Here is a 22,351-nt window from a genome sequence, read left to right on the forward strand (position 1 = left end):
CAAATTTATTAGAAGAATTTCCCGATTGCCAATTTCATATTTTTCAACCTTGTTTTCCAGCAATTCAACAACAGTATATAGAATATCCAAATCTTTACTATTATCCAAATGCACACACAAAAAATAGCTACAAGCATATCCTAGAGAAAGCATTAGCAGTTTTGGATATAGCAGAGGGAGCAACATGGGAAGAAGCAACTCAAGAAGCACTGAAGAAGAATGTGACAATTTTTGCTTTTTCAGATACAAACCATGTAGGGGACAAAGCGATTGTATGTGAAAATACTACAGAAATGAAAATAAAAATCCATAAACTAATTCAAGAGAAAGTATATTTAAATCTTTTATAATATTTTTTAGAATAAATAGTTTTATAGTTCATAAAACGAAAGGAATGTTTAAAATGAATAAAAAAGTCATTGTTCTGGGGGCAGATAGTGGGTATCGTGATAAGATTGAAACAACAATCAAGTCAGTATGTGCCCATAATCGAAGTGTGAAGTTTTATGTATTTAATGATGACATGCCTTCAGAATGGTTTCAATTAATGACAAAGCGGTTGGAACCCTTATCTTCAGAAATTGTGAATGTGAAAATTAGCAGTCACAGTCTGAAAAACTATCATTTACCTCTTTCTCATTTAAGTTATGCAGCTTTTTTTCGTTATTTTATTCCACAATTTGTTGAAGAGAATAGAGCTATCTATTTAGATTCAGATGTTATAGTGAGGGGAAGCTTGGATGCTTTATTTTCAGAAGATTTAGGTGATTTTCCGATGGCTGCTGTAGAAGATGATCTGACAAGTGATTCCTTTAATTCTGGTGTGATGTTGATTGATGTTGATGTCTGGAGGACAGAAGGGGTCACTGAAAAATTATTTGAACTAACAAATCAATTTCATGAGAGTAGTTTTGGAGATCAAGGGATTTTAAATATTTTATTTCAGAAACGGTGGAAAAAATTACCTCAAAAATATAATTTCATGGTAGGTATGGATACTGTTGCAAGAAACTATCAGATCGTTTCATGGTATCAGGATTCTCTAGTTGCGGAGAAAGAAGCTGAAATTATTCATTATACTGGCGAAAAACCATGGTATGGTATCAATTTAAACCGCTTTAGAAATGAATGGTGGTTTTATTATGGTTTGGAATGGTCTGATATTGTCATGAGGAAGATGAATTTTGAAAAAGGTTTGGATTCTCTTATTGATTCCCCTATATATCATACAGCCATTTTTACAAATACTTGTCGTATGGAACAGTTAGAATATCTAATAAGAGAATTGCCGTATATTCATTTTTCTATTTTAGCTCCAACAGAATTTGCATCTGAAATTGTAGACTTGCAAAGATATTTAAATGTAAGAATCTTTCCAGTTTATAATCCAATGAATTTGATAAAAGTATTGGAAGAAATTGATTTTTATTTGGATATTAATTATGAAGCAGAAGTTGATCATATTATAGAAAAAGTCAACAGCCTTGGCAAACCAATATTGACATTTGATAGTACAGATCATACTGCAGGAAAAGCAAGCTATATTTGTAAAAAGGATGAACCTGAAAAGATGGTTGAAAAAATAAGAAGCTTATTTAGTTGATAAGTATTGGAAAATGAAGGAGTAAGCATAGCTGGATGTTTATGGATATGAGATAAGAAGTGGAGAAGAAAGATGAATAATGAATTGATCAGTATTATAATTCCAGTTTATAGTGCAGAGAAGTATTTACGTCAGTGTTTAGATAGTATTATCAATCAAACTTATACTAATTTTGAAGTGTTACTTGTAAACGATGGTTCGACCGATTCATCTGGAATGATTTGTCAGGAGTACGTAGAGAATGATAGTCGTTTCCGTTATTTTGAAAAGGAAAATGGCGGAGCATCTTCAGCCCGTAACCTAGGACTCGAACGTTCGGGGGGGGCGTACATTACTTTTATTGATTCGGACGATTGGGTTACCCCTGAGTATTTGGAAGTTCTTTATACTACTCTGAAAGAGAATGATGTTGACATTTCTATTTCATCCTTTAAATTATTTGAACCAGATGGGATACACTATATATTGGTTCATTCTTCTCAAGCGGAAGCTACTCTTCTGAATGTTGGAAAAAAACCTAGGTTTGAGTTTTTAGAAATTTTCCCCAAGTTAGGGTATCTAATTCATGATTTTTATAATGTTTCTCAAAAACTGTTTAAAAGAGAGTTGCTTTGTACTGACTTCCGAAATATAGATCTTCTATTTGATGAAAGAATTCAATTTTCAGAGGATTTAGATTTCTTTTTCCGTCTTTATCTAAGAGCATCAAGCGTATTCTATGTAAAGGAAATGACCTATATTTACCGTAAGCATGGAATGAGTTCAACGGCTAATTACGATGAAATTAAAGCCTTGCAACGATTGGAAATCTATAAAAAAATGTTCCAACGAATTGAAGAACTGGGGATTCCAACTTTTCACTATGTTAAAATGCTGGAATATTTCGTAGTAGATGGAATAAATATGTTTCCAACATCGAAAGCGATTAGAGAATATGAATTATTTGTATCAGAAGTTCGAGAAAAGATTACATATCCTCAGCCATTAATTAGTTTAATCGTTCCAATTTACAATGTTGAGACTTATCTACGGATGTGTTTGGATAGTATTGCCAATCAGACTTATTCAAATATAGAAGTTCTATTGGTTAACGATGGTTCACCAGATGGATCTGCTGCTATCTGTCAGGAATTTGTTGCGAGGGATAGCCGCTTCCATTATATTGAAAAGGGAAATGGTGGCTTGTCGGATGCTCGAAATGTTGGTATTACGAGGGCGCAAGGGGAGTTTCTTTCCTTTGTTGATTCAGATGATTGGATAGAGCCGACTTATGTCGAGGATATGTACCGAGCAGCCTTACTTAATGATGCTGAAGTAGTTGTATCGAATTATAAGAAGTTTGATGTGAAAGAGAACTGTTACTGGATTCACATCTTTGATGATTATTATGAGACTCACTATAGCGATGAGGAACTCATCCAGCAACTACCCTTATTAGAACGTAGAGATAAGTCTTTTACAACAAGTTGGGGAATTTTGTTTGCGCGTAGATTATTTGATAACATTTCCTTCCCTAAAGGGAAAATTATTGAAGATACTCGTACGAATTATCGCTTTTTTGCAGAGTCTTGTCGTTCGACTTATATTCATAAGGCACTCTATAATTATAGAGTGGGAATAGACAGTATCAGCAGTAGGATAACTGAAAAGTTATTAGAGGATGTTTTGGATTGTTTGATGGAACGGATGGCTGTTTATGCTATTAAAGGTTGGAATGTAGCAGATGAAAGAGAGAATATAGTAGATAATTTAAAATCGCGTTACAATCAAGCAAAAGAAGCGGGACTTCAAAACACGGATATCTTTAAACGCTATGCAGAACTTTTGTATTTATTAAGCGATTAAAGCTCCCTCTTATCCTATAAATGACAGCACTTGACTAGGATAAAACGATACTAATGTAGTCTGCAGGGATTATCTAAGAGTATCAAGACATCTCGTTTGAGCAACTGTGATATTTTGTAAATATAAAACATGCGTGGAAGTATTGGTATTGAATAAAGAATCTAGAGCATGAATGGAGATATCTCTATCTTATAGACACTTGAAAGCAGTATTTTTTCTGCTTTTTTTGATATAATGGAAAGACTGGAATTGTATGTAGAGTTAAAATTTTTTAGTTATAAAATTAACTTCTATTTATATTTTGACAACAAATAGTGTTGACATTTAACTTAGTTCTGCCTCAGTAAGTGCGAGCCAAGTATATTTTTAACAGAAATTTCCTGTTAAAGTGCTATCTTGGATAAACACTTTGACATTGTTTGTCTAGGGGACTTTGATAATAAAATAGTATTTTAGTTTTAACTTTGAAATGATAAGAGCTAGCGCTCAAAAATAAAGCGGAAAATGACTAAGGTTTCTAACATGATTTACTGGGTTATTTTCTATTCCTTTTCTACTGTGTAGTGGAAAGAATAAAAAATGCTATATTAATTTTTATGTAAGGATTCGTTATGAAAAATATTTTTTCGTCTATAATAGTGAAAAAAGGTCTTGTGACCCTGTTTTTGATTTTTATTTATGTCTTGGGAAGTAGATTATCTCTTCCTTTTGTTAATGTGAATAGCAGAGATTTTTTAGGTGGTTCAACTGCCTATTTAGCTTTTTCTACAGCTATTTCAGGTGGAAACCTTAGGAGTCTTTCTTTGCTGTCGGTAGGTCTTTCTCCTTGGATGTCTGCGACACTTTTATGGCAAATGTTCTCCTTGTCTAAACGTTTAGGGATTTCATCTCTCTCAATAGAGGTGCAAGATAGAAGGAAAATGTACCTAACCTTATTTATTTCGATTATCCAGTCGTTGGCTATTTCCCTAAACCTTCCCATTCAGGCATCCTTTTCTCCAATTGTTATTACCTTTATGAATACTCTGTTACTGATTGCGGGAACCTTCTTCTTAGTTTGGTTGTCAGATATAAATGCCAGCAATGGTTTGGGAGGTCCTATGGTTATTTTGCTATCTAGTATGGTATTGACTATTCCACAGGATATGATTGAAACGTTTAAAGTTATACATGTATCTTATATCACTATTCTATTATTAGTTCTGATGGGAATCCTTTTCACCTATATTGTTTCCATTTTGTATCGAGCGCGCTATCGTTTACCTATACATAAAGTTGGTTTGCATAGCCGATTTAAGAGATATTCTTATTTTGAGATAATGCTAAATCCTGCCGGGGGAATGCCGTATATGTATGTTATGACTTTTATGAGTTTACCTACTTATGTATTGCTTCTTCTACATGCTATATTTCCAGAAAATCCCATCTATATGGAATTATCTGGTCAATATAAGATGGGTGAGCCATTATGGATTTATTTATATATAGGCATTTTATTTATTTTTAGTATTGCATTTGCATTTGTAAATATAAGTGGAGATCAGATTGCTGATCGAATGAAAAAGTCAGGTGAATATATCTATGGAGTATATCCGGGTGAGGAGACCAGTCGTTTTATCAACGGTCTAGTTTTCCGATTTTCTATTGTAGGAGGAATCATTAATGTGGTTATGGCGGGCTTGCCAATGCTCCTTGTTTTATCTGATGAAAAACTGTTACGAGTGGCCATGATTCCTGGTTTGTTTTTAATGCTGAATGGAATGATTTTTAATGTAAAAGATGAAGTAAAGGCTTTAAGAATGAACGAAACTTATAAACCACTTATCTAGGAGGTTGCGATGTATTATTTTATTCCAGCATGGTATGGGACTGATAGACCATGGCATTTTGATTTAATTCCTTGGTATCGTACTTTTTTTAAACTTGAATTTGATGATACCTTTAATCAAATCAGATTATTACAGGATCAGGGCTTTCGTTCTCAACTGTTAATTTTGTCCTACCAACCTCATCTTCGATATTTTTTACATCGTCATAGTGTTTTGGAGACAGAAGCTTATTCTGTATTTGATGATATGCAAGATTTTTCTGTGGAACACTCACAGATTTTAAGTCTTAAAGATATTGAATGGGATAGTGAGTGTGAATTTATTTATAGTCCTTTTGCTATATTGGTGCAGAGAAAAGGTAGACCGTATGCACAGGTAGAACATGGTGTAGAAGGTTTTATTAGTCATATCCAATACTTCAATAGTGAAGGTCAACGTTCTGAACAGTTTATTATGGATGATAGGGGGCTAGTATCTAGTGTTATTTATTTTAAGGATGATGTAGCTTACTATCAAGATTATCTGAATACTAAAGGAATTTGGCAGTTTAGAGAGCACTTGCAGGATGGTGGACGTATTGAGATTAATCCAATATTTGGTTATCGATTTAAATCATTGACTTATCATAATATAGGCGAGGCAATAGAGGAATTTTTTGAAAAACGACTAAGTAAAATTTATAAAAAGAATAATTTATTTATTATCCCAGCCCATCAAGTTCACAATGATTTAATGATGAGAACTTTACCGGAAGAAAGTCATAAGATTTTGAGTCTCTTTATTGATCGAAATCCTCAAGATACATTTCCCACTTTATTGCCAGTATTCAATAAGGTAGATTTTACCTTGGTAGATAGGGAAGATAGTCTTCATATTTTGAAAGAATTATATCCAGAGAATGAACAATATTTTAAACATTTGTCTCCTTTTGATACTCGCCTACGTTTGGGGCGTAGCCAGACAAGAAAAACCTCTTTTATTTACTATCAATTGAATTTTAAAGAGGGTATTGATGAAGAGGGGATATATCAAATATTAGATTTTGTTTCGAAAACAAAAGATGTGGAATTGATATTTGGTACCTTTGCGACGGATGAAGAATTACTAGAGCAGTTTGAAGATTTAATTCAGAAGATTATACAAGAGAGAATCGATAGTCAATCGTTGGAAAAAGATGCGGGTTATGGCGATTCAGAAAATCCTTTAGAGGATAATAAAGTAGAGGAACTGAGATATCAAGTCGTTAATATGAATGATGAACTGGATTTAATTAAAACCTTGGAGTTTGTACGTTTAATTGTAGACTTAAGTAAACTTCCTCATCTTTATACTCAAATTGCTGGAATTAGTGCAGGGATTCCTCAAATTAATCGAGTGAAAACAGTTTATGTGGATCATTTAAAGAACGGATATCTTATTTCTGATTTATCAGAACTTCAAAAGGCAATCCATTATTATTTGGATACACTTAAGGAGTGGAATCAAGCCTTGATTTACTCTGTAGAAAAAATCAAGGAATATACGGGACAGATGTTTTTAGAAAAACTCCAAAATTGGATAGGAGAAATCACAGATGTCAAAGAATCTTAAAATCTTACAAATTGGAATTGATAACTGGAAACATTGTTTTGAAATTCCTGATAATATGGACTGGTATTATTTTTGTCCTGATTCTTCTCTTGCTTTGAGAAAAATGATGGAAATGGATGGAATTGCTAGTTTTCATGTTGTTTTAATAGAGGACGGTCAGTATCTGAAAGATTTACTTCCGTTTATGAATAACATAGAACCTCATACTCTTTTTTATAACCAAAATTTTGAAACTACAGACTTGACCATCTTATCATTTTTGAAAAAATCTTGTGCTCAGGCTGTTGATTTTTCAGAGCCTCAAACATTACTGGAAGATTTGTCGACTTCGCTGTTTGGTGGCGGATATGGCGATAAGTTGAAGCCGTTTATGTTGCAAGTCAATCCTGCTTTTAAGGGTTCGATTTCTTATCAAGGCTTTGAACATTTAATATTAGAGGGAGATTTTGGAGAAGAATTTTCTCAGTTAGCTTTTTGGAGCTATAACGTAACCCTAGAAGAAGAACGCCCTATTGAATTGTGGTTAGAGTATGAAAAAAGTGATGGGGTAGAATTTCAAGTTAGTATAAAGAAAATAGAATCTGGTTCAGTTTCAAAAATTATAGAAGAGATAATCCTAAATGAGCTTGATTTGGAAAAGGCATTCGTCATTCCAGGTGAATCAAAGGGCTATTTAGCAATCTCAATTTTAGCACGTGGGCAGGGAATTCTTCAATTAGGAAGTCTACACAGACGTTGGACTCGTAAGCAATTTGGAAAGTTTTTCTTGGGGGGGAATATCTTACACGATAGTAAGCGTGAAGAAATTAACTATTTCTTCCATCCTGGAGATTTTAAGCCTCCTTTGAATGTGTACTTTGCAGGATATCGTTCTGCGGAAGGTTTTGAAGGATACTACATGATAAAAAATCTTGGATGTCCCTTTATCTTGTTTTCTGATCCACGTCTTGAAGGTGGCGCCTTTTATTTGGGAAGTGAGGAGCTAGAAAATAAGGTAAAGGAAACGATTCTTCACTATCTAGATTATCTAGGATTTGATAAAAAGAATTTGATTTTGTCAGGTCTTTCTATGGGAACATTTCCATCTCTTTATTATGGGGCTTTCTTTGAACCTCATGCTATTATTGTAGGTAAACCTCTTGCCAATATTGGAACGATTGCTGGCCGTGGACGGTTAGAAGCTCCAGGAGTATTTAATACAGCTTTTGATATTTTGCATCATCAAACTGGGGGAGTTAGCTCTAGACATATGCTGGAATTAGATCAACGTTTTTGGAATGTTTTTAAAAAAGCAGACTTTTCAAATACAATTTTTGGACTATCGTATATGAAGGACGAGGATATGGATAGTCATGCTTATGAACAATTAGTTGATCACTTATGTAATACAGGAGCGAAAATACTTTCTAAAGGAACAGCGGGACGACATAATGATGATACGGATACCAACGTAGCTTGGTTTTTGCACTTTTATCATATGGTGTTAGAGGCAGATTTTGGGAGAGGTGATGAATGATTATCAAACAAAGACAAGGAATAGAGTGGGGAGAAGTTGGGGTAACATTTATGTATGGCACTCGGGTGACTTATCATAGCAGCCAGCATATCAGTCTCTATAATCCTTTGTTGACATCTGGAGAAATTTTGAAAAGATGGTTTTCTAGTTTGAACTATCAAGGAGCTAGAACTCAAGTTAGTCTGCCTTTGTTAAAACGAGGACAGGATTATCAAATGTGTATGAATTTCGATTGTCAACCAGAACAAGGTTTATACATAAAAATTAGATTTTTTGATCGCTATGAAACTGTAATTGAGGAAAAGGTAGAAAAAGTTAAACAATTTATGTTTACTTACCCCAAAGAAGCTTACACCTATGAAGTGTCTCTTTTGAGTGCAGGTTTTGAGTCGTTAGACTTTTATGATTTTTATATCGAGGAGATGAATCGTGATTAAAAATTTTAGTCAAGATTTTCAGTTGAGGAAAGTCAAAAGGATCTTAAAAAAGATTAATGCCCTAAAAGGGGAAATGGAGTCTCTCTCAGATCAAAAATTAGCGGCAAAAACGGTGGAGTTTCGCCAACGTCTTGCTAAAGGAGAAACGGTGGATGATCTTTTGGTTGAGGCATTTGCAGTAGTACGCGAAGCAGATAAAAGAGTGTTAGGAATGTTCCCCTATGATGTACAGGTCATGGGAGGAATTGTTATTCATCAAGGTAATGTAGCGGAGATGAATACAGGTGAGGGGAAAACCTTGACAGCTACTATGCCCGTTTACCTCAATGCGCTGACGGGCAAGGGAACGATGGTTATTACAACGAATGAATATCTTGCCAAGCGTGATGCGGAGGAAATGGGCCAGGTTTACCGTTTTTTAGGTTTGTCTGTTGGAATTCCCTTTACAGGTGATCCTAATGAAGAATACACACCTGAGGAAAAAAGACTTATTTATGGATCAGATATTATATACACAACCAATAGTGTATTGGGATTTGATTATCTGAATGATAATTTAGCTTCTGATGAGTCATCTAAATTTTTACGTCCTTTTGATTATGTAATCATTGATGAAATTGATGATATTTTACTTGATAGTGCTCAAACTCCTTTGATTGTTGCCGGTGCTCCGCGTGTTCAATCTAATCACTACGGTATTATTGATACGCTGGTAACGACCTTGGTTGAAGGTGAGGATTACATTTTTAAAGAGGAGAAAGATGAAGTTTGGTTGACCACTAAGGGGGCTAAAGCTGCTGAAAGTTTTTTAGGGATAGATCATTTTTATAAGGAAGAACATGCGGTATTTGCTCGGCACTTAGTCTATGCAATAAGAGCCCATAAACTTTATACAAGAGATAAGGACTATATCATTCGAGGAGATGAAATGGTACTGGTCGATAAGGGGACAGGACGTCTTATGGAAATGACCAAATTGCAAGGGGGGCTTCATCAGGCAATTGAGGCGAAGGAGCATGTTAAATTATCTCCAGAAACGAGGGCCATGGCTTCCATAACCTATCAGAGTCTCTTTAAGATGTTTAATAAGATATCGGGGATGACAGGGACAGGTAAGGTTGCAGAAAAAGAGTTTCTTGAAACTTATAATATGGCAGTTATTCGTATTCCAACCAATCGTCCGAAACAACGGATTGACTATCCAGACAATTTGTATGTAACGTTACCTGAAAAAGTGTATGCTTCTTTGGAGTATATCAAAGAATACCATGCTAAGGGAAATCCTTTATTGGTTTTTGTTGGTTCTGTGGAGATGTCCCATCTTTACTCATCTCTTTTATTACGTGAAGGGATTGTCCATAATGTTCTAAATGCTAATAATGCGGCGCGTGAGGCTCAGATTATCTCCGAGTCAGGTCAGATGGGGGCTGTGACAGTAGCTACCTCTATGGCAGGACGTGGTACGGATATTAAACTTGGTAAGGGAGTTGCAGAACTTGGAGGATTGATTGTAATCGGAACAGAGCGGATGGAAAGTCAACGGATTGACTTACAGATTCGAGGACGTTCTGGTCGTCAAGGGGATCCTGGTATGAGTAAGTTCTTTGTATCTTTAGAGGACGATGTTATCAAGAAGTTTGGGCCGAATTGGGTTCATAAACGTTATCAGGATTATCAAGTTAAAGATATGACCAAACCAGAGGTTTTAAAGGGACATAAATATCGTAGGCTTGTTGAAAAAGCACAGCATGCCAGTGATAGTGCAGGACGTTCTGCACGACGTCAGACTCTGGAGTATGCTGAGAGTATGAATATCCAGCGGGATATGGTCTATAAGGAGCGAGATCGTCTAATAGATGGCTCCCGTGACTTAGAGGATGTTGTTGAGGGAATCATTGCTAGTTATATAGATCAAGTGACCGCTTCAAATTATGAAAGCCGAGACTTGCTCTTCCACTTTATCGTGACCAATATTAGTTTCCATGTTAAAGAGATTCCAGATCATATAGATGTGACTGACAAGACTGCAGTTCGTAGTTTTATGAAGCAGGTGATTGATAAAGAACTTTCAGAAAAGAAAGAATTACTTGATCAACATGACTTGTATGAACAGTTTTTACGACTTTCTTTGCTCAAGGCTATTGATGATAACTGGGTAGAGCAGGTAGATTACTTACAACAATTGACTATGGCGATAGGGAATCAGCCGGCTGCTCAGAAAAATCCTATAGTAGAGTATTATCAGGAGGCTTATGATGGTTTTGAAACCATGAAAGAACAGATTCGGGCTGATATGATACGTAATCTTTTGATGGGACTTGTTGAAGTTACTTCTAAAGGTGAGATTATGACTCATTTCCCATAAGAGGAGAATATATGACAATTTATAATATAAATTTAGGCATTGGCTGGGCTAGTAGCGGTGTTGAATACGCTCAAGCCTATCGCGCGGGTATTTTTCGTAGTTTAAATCTACCCTCTAAGTTTATCTTTACAGATATGATTTTAGCCGATAATATTCAGCACTTAACTGCCAATATTGGTTTTGATGATGATCAAGTGATTTGGCTTTATAATCATTTTACAGATATCAAAATTGCACCGACAAGTGTGACAGTGGATGATGTCTTGACTTATTTTGGTGGTGTCGAAAGTCGTAGAGAAAAGAATGGGAAGGTCTTGCGTGTCTTCTTTTCTGACCAAGATAAGTTTGTCACCTGTTATTTGGTGGATGAGAACAAGGACTTGGTTCAACATGCCGAGTATGTCTTTCAAGGAAAACTGATTCGTAAGGATTACTTTTCTTATACTCGTTACTGCACTGAATATTTTGCTCCCAAGGACAATGTTGCAGTATTATATCAGCGAACCTTTTACAATGAAGACGGGACTCCAGTCTATGATATCTTGATGAATCAAGGGAAGGAAGAAGTTTACCGTTTCAAGGATAAGATTTTCTATGGAAAGCAAGCCTTTATGCGTGCCTTTATGAAATCCTTGAATTTGAACAAGTCTGATTTGGTCATTCTTGATAGGGAGACAGGTATTGGACAGGTTGTTTTTGAGGAAGCACAGCTAGCGCATTTAGCAGTAGTTGTCCATGCGGAGCATTATAGTGAAAATGTTACAAATGAGGATTACATACTTTGGAATAACTATTATGACTACCAGTTTACCAATGCAGATAAGGTTGATTTCTTTATCGTATCAACTGATAGACAGAAGGAAGTGTTAGAAGAGCAATTTGCCAAATACACCCAGCACCAACCAAAGATTGTTACCATTCCTGTAGGAAGTATTGATGCATTAACTGAGTCAAGTCAAGGACGTAAACCCTTTTCATTGATTACGGCTTCACGTCTTGCCAAAGAAAAACACATTGATTGGTTGGTCAAGGCGGTCATTGAGGCTCGTAAGGAAATTCCTGAATTAACCTTTGATATTTATGGTAGTGGTGGAGAAGATTCTCTTCTTCGAGACATTATTGCAACTCATCAGGCTGGGGACTATATCCAACTCAAGGGGCATGCGGATCTTGCGCAGATTTATAGCCAGTATGAGGTCTACTTGACGGCTTCTACCAGCGAAGGCTTTGGTTTGACTTTGATGGAAGCAGTTGGTTCAGGTCTCCCCCTAATCGGTTTTGATGTTCCTTATGGTAATCAGACATTTATAGAAGATGGGCAAAATGGTTATTTGATTCCAAGTTCATATGACCATGTAGAAGACCAAATCAAGCAAGCCTTTGTGGCTAAGATTTGTCAATTGTATCAAGAAAATTGCTTGGAAGCTATGCGTGCCCATTCTTATCAAATTGCGGAAGGCTTCTTAACCAAAGAAATGTTAGAAAAGTGGAAGAAAACAGTAGAGGAGGTGCTCCATGATTGAACTTTATGATCGTTATAGTCAGGAAAGTCGAGATTTACATGAAAGTCTAGTAGCTACTGGTCTTTCCCAACTTGGAGTAGTCATCGATGCAGATGGTTTTCTGCCTGATGGTCTGGTTTCTCCTTTTACCTATTATCTAGGTTACGAGGATGGAAAACCTCTCTATTTTAATCAAGTTCCCGTTCCAGATTTTTGGGAAATTATGGGGAATAATAGTTCGGCCACTATTAATGATTTACTACAGGAGAGGGCTGTAATTCACTTTGCAGATGGAATGCAGGCTCGATTGGTTAAACAGGTAGATTGGAAAGACTTGGAAGGAAGAGTACGCCAGATTGACCATTACAATCGCTTTGGTGCTTGCTTTGCTACAACGACCTATAGCGCAGATAGTGAGCCGATTATGACAGTTTATCAAGATGTCAATGATCAACAAGTTTTGCTTGAAAACCATGTGACGGGAGATATCTTATTGACTTTGCCTGGTCAGTCCATGCGTTACTTTGCAAATAAGGTTGAATTTATCACCTTCTTTTTGCAAGGTTTGGAAATAGATACAAGTCAGCTTATCTTTAATACTCTAGCGACTCCTTTCTTAGTTTCCTTCCATCATCCAGATAAATCTGGCTCAGATGTTTTGGTTTGGCAGGAACCTCTCTATGATGCCATTCCAGGCAATATGCAGTTGATTTTGGAAAGTGATAATGTGCGTACTAAGAAAATCATCATTCCCAATAAGGCGACTTATGAGCGCGCTTTAGAGTTGACTGACGAGAGATACCATGATCAGTTTGTGCACTTGGGTTATCATTACCAGTTCAAACGTGATAACTTCCTAAGACGAGATGCCTTAATCTTGACTAATTCAGATCAGATTGAGCAAGTAGAAGCAATCGTAGAAGCCTTGCCTGATGTCACTTTCCGTATCGCAGCGGTGACAGAGATGTCTTCTAAGCTCTTAGACATGCTTCGCTATCCTAATGTGGTCCTTTATCAGAACGCTAGTCCACAGAAGATTCAGGAGTTGTATCAACTGTCGGATATTTACTTGGATATCAACTATAGCAATGAGTTATTGCAGGCAGTTCGTCAGGCCTTTGAGCATAATGTGTTGATTCTTGGATTTAATCAGACGGTGCACAATCGACTTTATATCGCTCCAGAACATCTATTTGAAAGTAGTGAAGTTTCTGCTTTGGTTGAGACCATTAAATTGGCTCTTTCAGATGTTGATCAAATGAATCAGGCACTTGGCAAACAAGGCCAACATGCAAATTATGTTGATTTGGTACGATATCAGGAAACCATGCAAACTGTTTTAGGAGGCTAATATGTCAGAGGAAGATTTATTTTACAAAGACGTTGAAGGTCGCATGGAAGAGTTGAAACAAAAACCCATCAAGAAGGAAAAAGAAACCCGAGGGGAAAAGATTAGTAAGACTTTTTCACTCTTACTGGGTTTGATGATTCTGATTGGTTTACTCTTTACTTTGCTGGGAATTTTGAGGTAGGTCTATGATTGAAATACTGATTGTTTTAGCTATTGTCCTATCTCTTGCTTTGATTGTATTGGTAACTATACAACCCCGTCAAAATCAACTATTTTCCATGGATGCGACCAGTAATATTGGTAAACCAAGTTACTGGCAGAGCAACACCTTGGTAAAGGTGCTCACTTTATTGGTAAGTTTGGCCTTATTCGTTTTACTATTAACCTTTATGGTAATAACTTACAAATAAAAGAAAACTTCAGATATTCACCTTTTGTGATTGGTCTGAAGTTTTCTTTTTTACTGTCCATATTTTTGATAAAAGTCAACTTTTACTTGGATGAAGGTTTTGGCTTCACGTAGGAGTTGAAGAAGGGTGGCGCGGGTTTCAAATTCTTCTCTTGTCTTGGGCAGACTGCGGTTGCGAAAGACTTCTAGATAGCGTTCAATTTCATCTAGCAAATCAGAAGCAGGATTGGTCTGGCTCAGTTGGCCGGCAATTTTTGAAAAGAGTTGGGCCAAAATCAGGCTCTCACTGGCAGCTAGGTGACAGGTGTTGATTTGCTGGGCCATGTTTCGCAGGATGCGACTTTGTCGCTGTCTCATCTCAAAGTAGTGGATATGGTAGTCGGTCTGGTGGAAGAGGTGGTCAGAGTGATCTAGATAGACCAGTTTGAGGGCTTCTTCCAAAAGAGTGTCTAATTCTTCCACCAGCTGTGCTCGGTTGCGTCCATCACCTCTGGATAAATAATATTTGAAGCGTAGGAGGATATCTTTTAACTTTTCTTCTACCAATGTGTGGTAGTGATGAATTTCCTCTTCTCGTGAAGGCATGTAGAGATTGACAAGCAAGGCAAATCCAGTACCGATAGCAAAGAGAAGAAATTCATTAACTAGAAGGTTTGGAGAGGTTGACTCTTGCACCAAGAGGTGGCTAACCAAAACAGTGCTTGGTGTGATGCCAATTTCCCAGCCCATCTTGTAGGCTAAAGGAACGTAGAAGGCGAGATAGAGGCCAAGACTCCAGATATGAAATCCGCTCAAGTGAAAAGCTAGAACACCGATAGCCAGAGCTAGGAGCATGGAAAAGAGTCGATTGCGAGCCAGTTTTAAGGTACTTCTACGCGTATCAGATAGGCTTAAGAGGGCGATGATTCCAGCCGAGACAGCTGAGGAGAGATTGAGAAAATAAGCAAGAAGGCAGGCAAGACAGGTAGCTAAGATGAGCTTGGTCGTACGTTGGCTAATAGACATAAGAATTTCCTAATAAGTTAGAATAAAAGCGTAAAAGACAAGACCTGAGAGGCTTGCCTTTATGAGTTATTTTTTACGGGCTGCTGCGTATTCGGCAACGGCGGTAAAGAGGACATCTGTAGAAGAGTTGAGGGCTGTTTCACATGAGTCTTGGATGACCCCAATCACAAAACCAACTCCGACAACTTGCATGGCAATATCGTTAGAAATACCGAAAAGGCTACAAGCAACTGGGATAAGAAGGAGGGAACCTCCCGCAATACCAGAAGCACCACAGGCTGAGATAGCTGCTACTACACTGAGGACAAAGGCTGTCGCAAAGTCAACAGGGATTCCAAGAGTGTTAACTGCAGCAAGGGTCAAAATGTTAATAGTAATCGCTGCTCCGGCCATGTTGATAGTAGAACCAAGTGGGATAGAAACAGAATAGGTATCTGGATCCAGTCCAAGGTCGTGGCAAAGTTTCATGTTGACAGGGATGTTGGCAGCAGAACTACGAGTAAAGAAGGCTGTCACACCGCTGACACGGAGGCAGTTCCAAACTAGAGGGTAAGGATTGCGTCTCATAAAGAAGAAGGCAATCAAAGGGTTGACCACAAGGGCAACAAAAAGCATAGTCGTTACTAATAGAACCAATAAAATACCGTAGTTGGCAAGGCTTCCGATTCCCTTGTCAGAAATGGTTTTAAAAACAAGACCAAGGATTCCAAATGGAGCCAGGTTGATGATCCATTCGACAATTTTAGAAGTCACATCAGCCATAGTTTTTAGTAATTCTTTACTATTTTTGCTGGCTTCTCTCATGGCAATCCCGAAAACAACTGCCCAAGATAGGATACCGATGTAGTTGGCAGTAATGAGGGCATTAACTGGATTGTCAACCAGTTTGAGCAAGAGGTTGCTGAGGACCTGTCCAATCCCATCTGGTGGTGCAATTTCAGTATTGGCACTATTTAGGGTAATTTCAACAGGTACGATGAAACTTGCTAGTACAGCGATAAGGGCAGCGGCAAAGGTTCCCACCAAGTAAAGGAAGATAACCGTTTTCATATTGCTATCTTGTCCCTTTTGATGTTGGGAAAGGGCATTGGCAACGAGGGCAAAGACTAGGATAGGAGCAACAGCTTTTAGACCTCCGACGAATAAATCCCCGAGTAGACCAATTCCTGAAACGTTAGGAAATGTCAGTCCTAGGGTTCCTCCAATAAGCATGCCAATCAAAATTCGTTTGATTAGGCTTGCCTTATTCCAAGCATGAATAAATTTTTTCATAACAATCTCCTTTGTTGTGTAATGTTTATGATTATAGTATAAATATGAACTAAAATCAAGAATTTTCTGTCTATTTTTGAAATTATTTTTGAATATTTATGGAGAATGACACTTTATGAAAGTATGGTATAATAAATGAAAGGAGTTTTATATGCAAAAATTTATTCAAGCTTATATTGAAAAGTTAGATGTGACAACCATTATCGAGAATATTCTCACCAAGGTCATTTCTCTTTTACTGCTTTTGATTGTATTTTATATTGCTAAAAAAATGCTTCATACCATGGTGCAGAGAATTGTCAAACCTTCTCTAAAAATGTCTCGTCATGATGTCGGGCGCCAAAAGACTATTTCGCGTTTACTAGAAAATGTGTTTAATTATACGCTATATTTCTTTTTACTCTACTGCATTTTGTCGATTTTAGGTTTGCCAGTTTCTAGTTTGCTTGCTGGAGCTGGTATTGCTGGGGTGGCGATTGGGATGGGAGCCCAAGGCTTTCTATCTGATGTCATCAATGGTTTTTTCATCCTCTTTGAACATCAACTGGATGTGGGAGATGAGGTCGTTCTGACAAATGGCCCCATTACTGTATCAGGCAAGGTGGTTAGTGTCGGTATTCGTACGACCCAGCTTCGTAGCGAGGAGCAAGCCCTTCACTTTGTCCCTAACCGAAATATCACGGTTGTTAGCAATTTCTCACGCACAGACTAGACCTGTTATTTTAAGTAATTTATGGTACAATAGAAAGAGTTTAATAAAGGAGAGAAGATGTTTTTAGAAAAACAGTTGGGTAATGGTTGTACCTGGATTAACCTAGATTTGGACAAGTTGAAAAAACTAGAGGACCTTTCTGAAATCTACGGTTTGGACAAGGAAACGATTGAATACGCACTGGATAGAAATGAACGCGCTCACATGGATTATCACCGTGAAAATGGGACTGTGACCTTTATTTATAATGTTCTTGATTTAGAAAAAGACAAAGAATATTATGAAGCGATTCCCATGACCTTTATCGTCGAAAGACAACGAATGATTACCATCAGCAACCATAAGAATGCTTATGTCATTGATCAGATGTCAGCTTATCTGGATAGCCATGAGTCGCTTTCTATTTACAAGTTTCTCTTTGCTGGTTTAGAGATTATCAGTAACGCTTATTATCCTGTCATTGAAGAGATGGATAAAAGTAAGGACGAAATTAGTGCCTTGCTACGTCAAACTACAACAAAGAAAAATCTCTTCGCCCTCTCTGACTTGGAGACTGGTATGGTTTACTTGACAGCAGCAGCAAAACAAAATCGACTCCTCTTGGAACATATCCAGGGCCATGCTCTTTATCGGAGATTTAATGATGTCGAACGAGAGCAGTTTGATGATGCCATGATTGAAGCCCATCAGTTGGTGTCTATGACAGACTTGATTTCTCAAGTCTTGCAACAACTCTCAGCTTCTTACAACAACATCCTAAACAATAACTTGAATGATAGTTTGTCAATTTTGACTATTATCTCCGTCTTACTAGCAGTACTTGCGGTTATTACAGGTTTCTTCGGAATGAATGTTCCTCTACCATTTACAGAAGAGCCAAATGCTTGGATTTATATCTTAATGACTAGCTTGATTTTATGGGTGGCCTTATCTCAATGGCTGAAGAAAATTACTAGAAAATAAAAGAAAAGGAGCCAAAATGGTGATTGAAAACTACATGCCAGACTTTGCTGTGGAAGCAGTCTATGATCTGACAGTCCCAAGCCTGCAGGCGCATGGAATCAAGGCTGTTTTGGTCGATTTGGACAATACCCTCATTGCTTGGAACAACCCTGACGGGACGCCAGAGATGAAGCAATGGCTACATGATCTTCGGGACGCGGGCATTCGCATCATTGTGGTATCAAATAACACTAAAAAACGCGTCCAACGAGCAGTTGAGAAATTTGGGATTGACTACGTTTATTGGGCTCTGAAGCCCTTCACATTTGGGATTGACCGTGCCATGAAGGAATTTCATTATGAGAAAAGTGAAGTGGTCATGGTTGGCGACCAGCTCATGACAGATATACGAGCAGCCCACCGTGCAGGCATTCGCTCGATTTTAGTCAAACCCTTGGTCCAACATGACTCGATCAAAACGCAGATCAACCGAGCTCGTGAGCGCCGTGTGAAGCGAAAAATCACTGAAAAGTACGGACCGATTACATATAAAAAAGGAATTTAACTATGGAAGAAATTCTCTGTATTGGTTGTGGAGCAACCATTCAGACGACAGATAAGGCTGGTCTTGGTTTTACCCCCCAGTCGGCACTTGAAAAAGGTTTGGAAACTGGCGAAGTCTATTGCCAACGCTGTTTCCGTCTCCGCCACTATAATGAAATCACGGATGTCCAGTTGACGGACGATGATTTCCTCAAGCTCTTGCACGAGGTGGGAGACAGTGATGCCTTAGTGGTCAATGTCATTGATATCTTTGATTTTAATGGCTCTGTCATCCCAGGATTGCCACGCTTTGTATCGGGCAATGATGTCCTCTTGGTGGGAAATAAAAAAGATATCTTGCCCAAGTCTGTTAAACCAGGCAAGATTAGCCAGTGGCTCATGGAACGTGCCCACGAAGAAGGTCTTCGTCCAGTCGATGTCGTCCTAACTTCAGCCCAAAACAAGCATGCCATTAAGGAAGTCATTGACAAAATCGAGCATTACCGTAAGGGCCGCGATGTCTATGTGGTCGGTGTAACCAACGTTGGAAAATCAACTCTTATCAATGCTATTATCCAAGAAATCACGGGTGATCAGAATGTCATTACGACTTCGCGCTTCCCAGGGACAACCTTGGACAAAATCGAGATTCCGCTTGATGACGGTTCTTATATCTACGATACGCCGGGGATTATCCACCGTCACCAGATGGCTCACTACTTGACTGCTAAAAACCTCAAGTATGTCAGTCCTAAAAAGGAAATCAAGCCTAAAACCTATCAGCTCAATTCTGAACAAACCCTATTTTTAGGTGGTCTCGGACGTTTTGATTTCATTGCAGGTGAGAAGCAAGGTTTCACAGCCTTTTTTGACAACGAATTGAAACTCCATCGTACCAAGCTTGAAGGTGCTAGTGCTTTCTACGATAAGCACGTCGGAACCCTTCTGACACCACCAAATAGTAAGGAAAAAGAAGATTTTCCAAAACTAGTTCAGCATGTATTTAACATTAAGGAAAAGACAGACCTAGTCATCTCTGGACTCGGCTGGATCCGTGTAATAGGCACTGCCAAAGTCGCCGTCTGGGCACCAGAAGGCGTCGCCGTCGTCACACGAAAAGCCATTATTTAAAATAAAATCACTGAGCGAACAAAGTGAGCTCATATATCGATAGTTATTGCCGTGGTGTGATTGCCAATCTGTAGATTGGCAAGGGGCACAATTGAGACCTAGGCTCAATTGTGAGGTCAGGAAATCCATTTTTCAAAGATGAAATCTTTGAAAAATTAGTTCCGACCGTCCCTCACCACCTAAAACAACTATCAAAAAAAGGAAGAAATTATGTCATTAACATCAAAACAACGTGCCTTCCTCAACAGCCAGGCACACACCCTCAAACCCATCATCCAAATCGGAAAAAATGGACTCAACGACCAAATCAAAACCAGCGTCCGTCAGGCTCTTGATGCCCGCGAATTGATTAAAGTCACTCTCTTGCAAAACACAGATGAAAACATCCACGAAGTAGCTGAAATCTTGGAAGAAGAAATCGGCGTCGATACAGTCCAAAAAATCGGACGCATCTTGATTTTGTTTAAACAATCCAGCAAGAAAGAGAATCGCAAGATTTCTAAAAAAGTCAAAGAAATCTAAAAAAACTACTCCAAACAACTGTTCTTACAGAGAAATAAAGGAGACTAGCCTATGGCAATCGAATTATTGACTCCCTTTACCAAGGTAGAGTTGGAGCCAGAAATCAAGGAGAAAAAACGCAAACAAGTCGGGATTCTAGGGGGGAATTTTAACCCTGTTCACAATGCCCATCTGATCGTTGCGGACCAAGTACGGCAACAGTTGGGACTGGATCAGGTTCTGCTCATGCCTGAATACCAACCTCCTCACGTAGATAAAAAGGAAACAATCCCTGAACACCATCGTCTCAAGATGCTTGAGTTGTCGATTGAGGGGATTGAAGGTTTGGATATTGAAACCATTGAGTTGGAGCGCAAGGGCATTTCCTACACCTATGACACCATGAAGATTTTGACAGAGAAAAATCCAGATACCGATTATTACTTTATCATCGGTGCCGACATGGTGGACTATCTGCCTAAGTGGTACCGAATTGATGAACTGGTAGATATGGTTCAGTTTGTGGGAGTTCAGCGCCCACGCTACAAGGCAGGGACTTCTTATCCAGTTATCTGGGTGGATGTGCCTCTCATGGATATCTCATCCAGCATGGTGCGGGACTTCCTTGCTCAAGGTCGGAAACCCAACTTTCTCCTACCCCAGCCGGTGCTAGACTACATCGAGAAGGAGGGTCTCTACTAATGGACTATCAAGACTATATCAACTGCTCTCGTGAGACTTTGTTGGAAAAAATGGCAGAGCTTCTACCTGAAAAACGTTTAACCCATTGCTTGGGTGTGGAGCGTGCAGCCATAGAACTAGCCCAACGATTTGGAGTAGATGCCGAGAAAGCTGGTCTAGCAGGTCTTCTTCATGACTATGCTAAAAAGCTGTCAGATCAGGAATTTCTAGACTTGATTGATCGTTATCAGCTGAATCCTGACCTCAAAAACTGGGGCAATAATGTCTGGCATGGTATGGTCGGAATTTACAAGATTCAAGAAGACTTGGATTTGCATGATCCAGAAATCCTGCGAGCCATTGAAATCCATACAGTCGGGGCGGCTCAGATGACAGACTTAGATAAGGTTATCTATGTAGCAGACTATATTGAGCATAATCGTGCCTTTCCAGGAGTTGATGTGGCACGTGAGATTGCAAGTCTATCACTTAATAAGGCAGTAGCTTATGAGACAGCTCGCACTGTGGAGCATCTAGCTCATCAGGGATTTGCCATCTATCCCCAAACCCTTGAAACCTATAACGCCTTTGTGCACTATTTGAAAGAGGACTAAATGAAGACGGCTTTTATAATCATTGATGTTCAGAATGTTTTAGTAGAAACTGGGTTCCAGACAAAAAGTCTATTGGAAAAAATTTCTTATTTACAAAACCAGGCTAGAAGCAAGAATATTGAAATTATCTATGTTCAACATATTGAGAACTCTGAAGCTCAAACATCAGAAGATTGGCAGTTATCTGCGCTTTTAAATCGAAAAACTGATGAAAAGGTCTTTCAGAAGAAGTATAACAGTATTTTCAAAGAAACTGGCTTAAAAGAATACTTGGATAAACAGGGGATTGAAAAATTAGTTTTATGTGGTATGCAGACAGAATATTGTGTGGATACCTCTGTCAAGGTTGCCTTTGAATATGGCTATAAGCTGATTATTCCAGAAGGTGCTGTCACAACCTTTGATGGGGATGACATTCCAGCAGAAACGATTAATGAATTTTATGAGGGCATTTGGGAGGGGCGCTTTGCAGATGTCCTAGATTACAAACATATTTTCTAAAA

The 22,351-nt window shown here is 38.2% G+C and carries 22 protein-coding genes; 20 read left to right on the forward strand and 2 right to left on the reverse strand.

All coding sequences use genetic code 11. The features are described 5' to 3' along the window. From HMPREF9957_RS13340 to asp5, 12 genes are all read left to right on the forward strand, one after another. Positions 1 to 350 (forward strand): hypothetical protein (locus HMPREF9957_RS13340; RefSeq protein WP_000293841.1); only part of this gene is annotated, 350 nt, incomplete at its 5' end. 53 nt (positions 351 to 403) lie between these two features. Further along, complete coding sequence (locus HMPREF9957_RS09315; protein WP_001036907.1) at positions 404 to 1,603, forward strand: glycosyltransferase family 8 protein; 1,200 nt, start codon at positions 404 to 406, stop codon at positions 1,601 to 1,603. Positions 1,604 to 1,675: 72 nt separating this feature from the next. After that, the gene (locus HMPREF9957_RS09320) at positions 1,676 to 3,448 is read left to right on the forward strand and encodes a glycosyltransferase family 2 protein (protein ID WP_001058400.1); all 1,773 of its coding nucleotides are present in this window, start codon (positions 1,676 to 1,678) and stop codon (positions 3,446 to 3,448) included. Between the two features lie 611 nt (positions 3,449 to 4,059). Then, a complete protein-coding gene (secY2, locus tag HMPREF9957_RS09325) occupies positions 4,060 to 5,277 on the forward strand; it encodes an accessory Sec system protein translocase subunit SecY2 (protein ID WP_004242570.1) in 1,218 nt (405 codons plus the stop codon). A 9-nt stretch (positions 5,278 to 5,286) separates the two neighbouring features. Further along, positions 5,287 to 6,867 carry an accessory Sec system protein Asp1 gene (gene asp1, locus HMPREF9957_RS09330; RefSeq protein WP_000291170.1) on the forward strand — a complete coding sequence of 527 codons (1,581 nt, stop codon included), beginning with the start codon at positions 5,287 to 5,289 and terminating at the stop codon, positions 6,865 to 6,867. Beyond that, a complete protein-coding gene (gene asp2, locus HMPREF9957_RS09335) occupies positions 6,851 to 8,383 on the forward strand; it encodes an accessory Sec system protein Asp2 (RefSeq protein ID WP_000042042.1) in 1,533 nt (510 codons plus the stop codon). The genes asp1 and asp2 overlap by 17 nt, the downstream gene beginning before the upstream one ends. Continuing rightward, a complete protein-coding gene (asp3, locus tag HMPREF9957_RS09340) occupies positions 8,380 to 8,820 on the forward strand; it encodes an accessory Sec system protein Asp3 (RefSeq protein ID WP_000584517.1) in 441 nt (146 codons plus the stop codon). The genes asp2 and asp3 overlap by 4 nt, the downstream gene beginning before the upstream one ends. Next, complete coding sequence (secA2, locus tag HMPREF9957_RS09345) at positions 8,813 to 11,185, forward strand: accessory Sec system translocase SecA2 (RefSeq protein WP_000594407.1); 2,373 nt, start codon at positions 8,813 to 8,815, stop codon at positions 11,183 to 11,185. Before asp3 ends, secA2 begins: the two co-directional genes overlap by 8 nt. Before the next feature lie 11 nt (positions 11,186 to 11,196). Continuing rightward, on the forward strand, positions 11,197 to 12,708 hold the full coding sequence (gene gtfA / locus HMPREF9957_RS09350; protein ID WP_000158447.1) for an accessory Sec system glycosyltransferase GtfA: 1,512 nt from the start codon (positions 11,197 to 11,199) through the stop codon (positions 12,706 to 12,708). Continuing rightward, the gene (gene gtfB / locus HMPREF9957_RS09355; protein ID WP_000571758.1) at positions 12,701 to 14,038 is read left to right on the forward strand and encodes an accessory Sec system glycosylation chaperone GtfB; all 1,338 of its coding nucleotides are present in this window, start codon (positions 12,701 to 12,703) and stop codon (positions 14,036 to 14,038) included. Before gtfA ends, gtfB begins: the two co-directional genes overlap by 8 nt. 1 nt (position 14,039) lies before the next feature. Further along, on the forward strand, positions 14,040 to 14,219 hold the full coding sequence (gene asp4 / locus HMPREF9957_RS09360; protein ID WP_001287962.1) for an accessory Sec system protein Asp4: 180 nt from the start codon (positions 14,040 to 14,042) through the stop codon (positions 14,217 to 14,219). 4 nt (positions 14,220 to 14,223) lie between these two features. Further along, the gene (gene asp5, locus HMPREF9957_RS09365; protein ID WP_000569974.1) at positions 14,224 to 14,448 is read left to right on the forward strand and encodes an accessory Sec system protein Asp5; all 225 of its coding nucleotides are present in this window, start codon (positions 14,224 to 14,226) and stop codon (positions 14,446 to 14,448) included. Between the two features lie 50 nt (positions 14,449 to 14,498). Here asp5 and HMPREF9957_RS09370 read toward each other — a convergent pair whose 3' ends face one another. Both HMPREF9957_RS09370 and sstT read right to left on the reverse strand, forming a co-directional pair. Then, complete coding sequence (locus tag HMPREF9957_RS09370) at positions 14,499 to 15,452, reverse strand: aromatic acid exporter family protein (RefSeq protein WP_000028184.1); 954 nt, start codon at positions 15,450 to 15,452, stop codon at positions 14,499 to 14,501. A gap of 66 nt (positions 15,453 to 15,518) precedes the next feature. Next, on the reverse strand, positions 15,519 to 16,724 hold the full coding sequence (gene sstT, locus HMPREF9957_RS09375) for a serine/threonine transporter SstT (RefSeq protein ID WP_000713440.1): 1,206 nt from the start codon (positions 16,722 to 16,724) through the stop codon (positions 15,519 to 15,521). Positions 16,725 to 16,875: 151 nt separating this feature from the next. On the opposite strand from sstT, the gene HMPREF9957_RS09380 reads away from it, so the two are divergent. The 8 genes from HMPREF9957_RS09380 (at position 16,876) to HMPREF9957_RS09415 (ending at position 22,349) form a co-directional block, all read left to right on the forward strand. After that, positions 16,876 to 17,436, forward strand: a complete 561-nt coding sequence (locus HMPREF9957_RS09380; protein ID WP_001168884.1) for a mechanosensitive ion channel family protein — start codon at positions 16,876 to 16,878, stop codon at positions 17,434 to 17,436. Between the two features lie 57 nt (positions 17,437 to 17,493). Then, positions 17,494 to 18,399: a magnesium transporter CorA family protein gene (locus tag HMPREF9957_RS09385; RefSeq protein ID WP_000478241.1), complete on the forward strand. Its 906-nt coding sequence runs from the start codon at positions 17,494 to 17,496 to the stop codon at positions 18,397 to 18,399. A 16-nt stretch (positions 18,400 to 18,415) separates the two neighbouring features. After that, positions 18,416 to 18,943 carry a YqeG family HAD IIIA-type phosphatase gene (locus tag HMPREF9957_RS09390; RefSeq protein WP_000234217.1) on the forward strand — a complete coding sequence of 176 codons (528 nt, stop codon included), beginning with the start codon at positions 18,416 to 18,418 and terminating at the stop codon, positions 18,941 to 18,943. A gap of 2 nt (positions 18,944 to 18,945) precedes the next feature. Further along, on the forward strand, positions 18,946 to 20,052 hold the full coding sequence (gene yqeH / locus HMPREF9957_RS09395; protein WP_000391193.1) for a ribosome biogenesis GTPase YqeH: 1,107 nt from the start codon (positions 18,946 to 18,948) through the stop codon (positions 20,050 to 20,052). Between the two features lie 210 nt (positions 20,053 to 20,262). Continuing rightward, complete coding sequence (yhbY, locus tag HMPREF9957_RS09400) at positions 20,263 to 20,574, forward strand: ribosome assembly RNA-binding protein YhbY (protein ID WP_000060169.1); 312 nt, start codon at positions 20,263 to 20,265, stop codon at positions 20,572 to 20,574. 51 nt (positions 20,575 to 20,625) lie between these two features. After that, on the forward strand, positions 20,626 to 21,255 hold the full coding sequence (locus HMPREF9957_RS09405; protein WP_000963711.1) for a nicotinate-nucleotide adenylyltransferase: 630 nt from the start codon (positions 20,626 to 20,628) through the stop codon (positions 21,253 to 21,255). After that, positions 21,255 to 21,848, forward strand: coding sequence for a bis(5'-nucleosyl)-tetraphosphatase (symmetrical) YqeK (yqeK, locus tag HMPREF9957_RS09410; protein WP_000386243.1), 594 nt, complete (start codon positions 21,255 to 21,257; stop codon positions 21,846 to 21,848). The genes HMPREF9957_RS09405 and yqeK overlap by 1 nt, the downstream gene beginning before the upstream one ends. After that, positions 21,849 to 22,349, forward strand: a complete 501-nt coding sequence (locus HMPREF9957_RS09415; RefSeq protein ID WP_000844710.1) for a cysteine hydrolase family protein — start codon at positions 21,849 to 21,851, stop codon at positions 22,347 to 22,349. It begins immediately after the preceding gene. Positions 22,350 to 22,351: the final 2 nt, after the last annotated feature.

This window comes from Streptococcus mitis SK1080, from assembly GCF_000220085.1.
GTDB lineage: Bacteria > Bacillota > Bacilli > Lactobacillales > Streptococcaceae > Streptococcus > Streptococcus mitis_K.

What these genes read in the sequence shown, in the direction of transcription:
- gtfA (WP_000158447.1), top strand. Translation starts at nt 11,197, where the DNA reads ATGACAATTTATAATATAAATTTAGGCATTGGCTGGGCTAGTAGCGGT.
- yqeH (WP_000391193.1), top strand. Translation starts at nt 18,946, where the DNA reads ATGGAAGAAATTCTCTGTATTGGTTGTGGAGCAACCATTCAGACGACA.
- secY2 (WP_004242570.1), top strand. Translation starts at nt 4,060, where the DNA reads ATGAAAAATATTTTTTCGTCTATAATAGTGAAAAAAGGTCTTGTGACC.
- HMPREF9957_RS09315 (WP_001036907.1), top strand. Translation starts at nt 404, where the DNA reads ATGAATAAAAAAGTCATTGTTCTGGGGGCAGATAGTGGGTATCGTGAT.
- HMPREF9957_RS09405 (WP_000963711.1), top strand. Translation starts at nt 20,626, where the DNA reads ATGGCAATCGAATTATTGACTCCCTTTACCAAGGTAGAGTTGGAGCCA.
- asp5 (WP_000569974.1), top strand. Translation starts at nt 14,224, where the DNA reads ATGATTGAAATACTGATTGTTTTAGCTATTGTCCTATCTCTTGCTTTG.
- yhbY (WP_000060169.1), top strand. Translation starts at nt 20,263, where the DNA reads ATGTCATTAACATCAAAACAACGTGCCTTCCTCAACAGCCAGGCACAC.
- HMPREF9957_RS09380 (WP_001168884.1), top strand. Translation starts at nt 16,876, where the DNA reads ATGCAAAAATTTATTCAAGCTTATATTGAAAAGTTAGATGTGACAACC.
- HMPREF9957_RS09370 (WP_000028184.1), bottom strand. Translation starts at nt 15,452, where the DNA reads ATGTCTATTAGCCAACGTACGACCAAGCTCATCTTAGCTACCTGTCTT.
- sstT (WP_000713440.1), bottom strand. Translation starts at nt 16,724, where the DNA reads ATGAAAAAATTTATTCATGCTTGGAATAAGGCAAGCCTAATCAAACGA.
- asp1 (WP_000291170.1), top strand. Translation starts at nt 5,287, where the DNA reads ATGTATTATTTTATTCCAGCATGGTATGGGACTGATAGACCATGGCAT.
- HMPREF9957_RS09385 (WP_000478241.1), top strand. Translation starts at nt 17,494, where the DNA reads ATGTTTTTAGAAAAACAGTTGGGTAATGGTTGTACCTGGATTAACCTA.
- asp3 (WP_000584517.1), top strand. Translation starts at nt 8,380, where the DNA reads ATGATTATCAAACAAAGACAAGGAATAGAGTGGGGAGAAGTTGGGGTA.
- HMPREF9957_RS09320 (WP_001058400.1), top strand. Translation starts at nt 1,676, where the DNA reads ATGAATAATGAATTGATCAGTATTATAATTCCAGTTTATAGTGCAGAG.
- asp2 (WP_000042042.1), top strand. Translation starts at nt 6,851, where the DNA reads ATGTCAAAGAATCTTAAAATCTTACAAATTGGAATTGATAACTGGAAA.
- HMPREF9957_RS09390 (WP_000234217.1), top strand. Translation starts at nt 18,416, where the DNA reads ATGGTGATTGAAAACTACATGCCAGACTTTGCTGTGGAAGCAGTCTAT.
- HMPREF9957_RS09415 (WP_000844710.1), top strand. Translation starts at nt 21,849, where the DNA reads ATGAAGACGGCTTTTATAATCATTGATGTTCAGAATGTTTTAGTAGAA.
- gtfB (WP_000571758.1), top strand. Translation starts at nt 12,701, where the DNA reads ATGATTGAACTTTATGATCGTTATAGTCAGGAAAGTCGAGATTTACAT.
- asp4 (WP_001287962.1), top strand. Translation starts at nt 14,040, where the DNA reads ATGTCAGAGGAAGATTTATTTTACAAAGACGTTGAAGGTCGCATGGAA.
- yqeK (WP_000386243.1), top strand. Translation starts at nt 21,255, where the DNA reads ATGGACTATCAAGACTATATCAACTGCTCTCGTGAGACTTTGTTGGAA.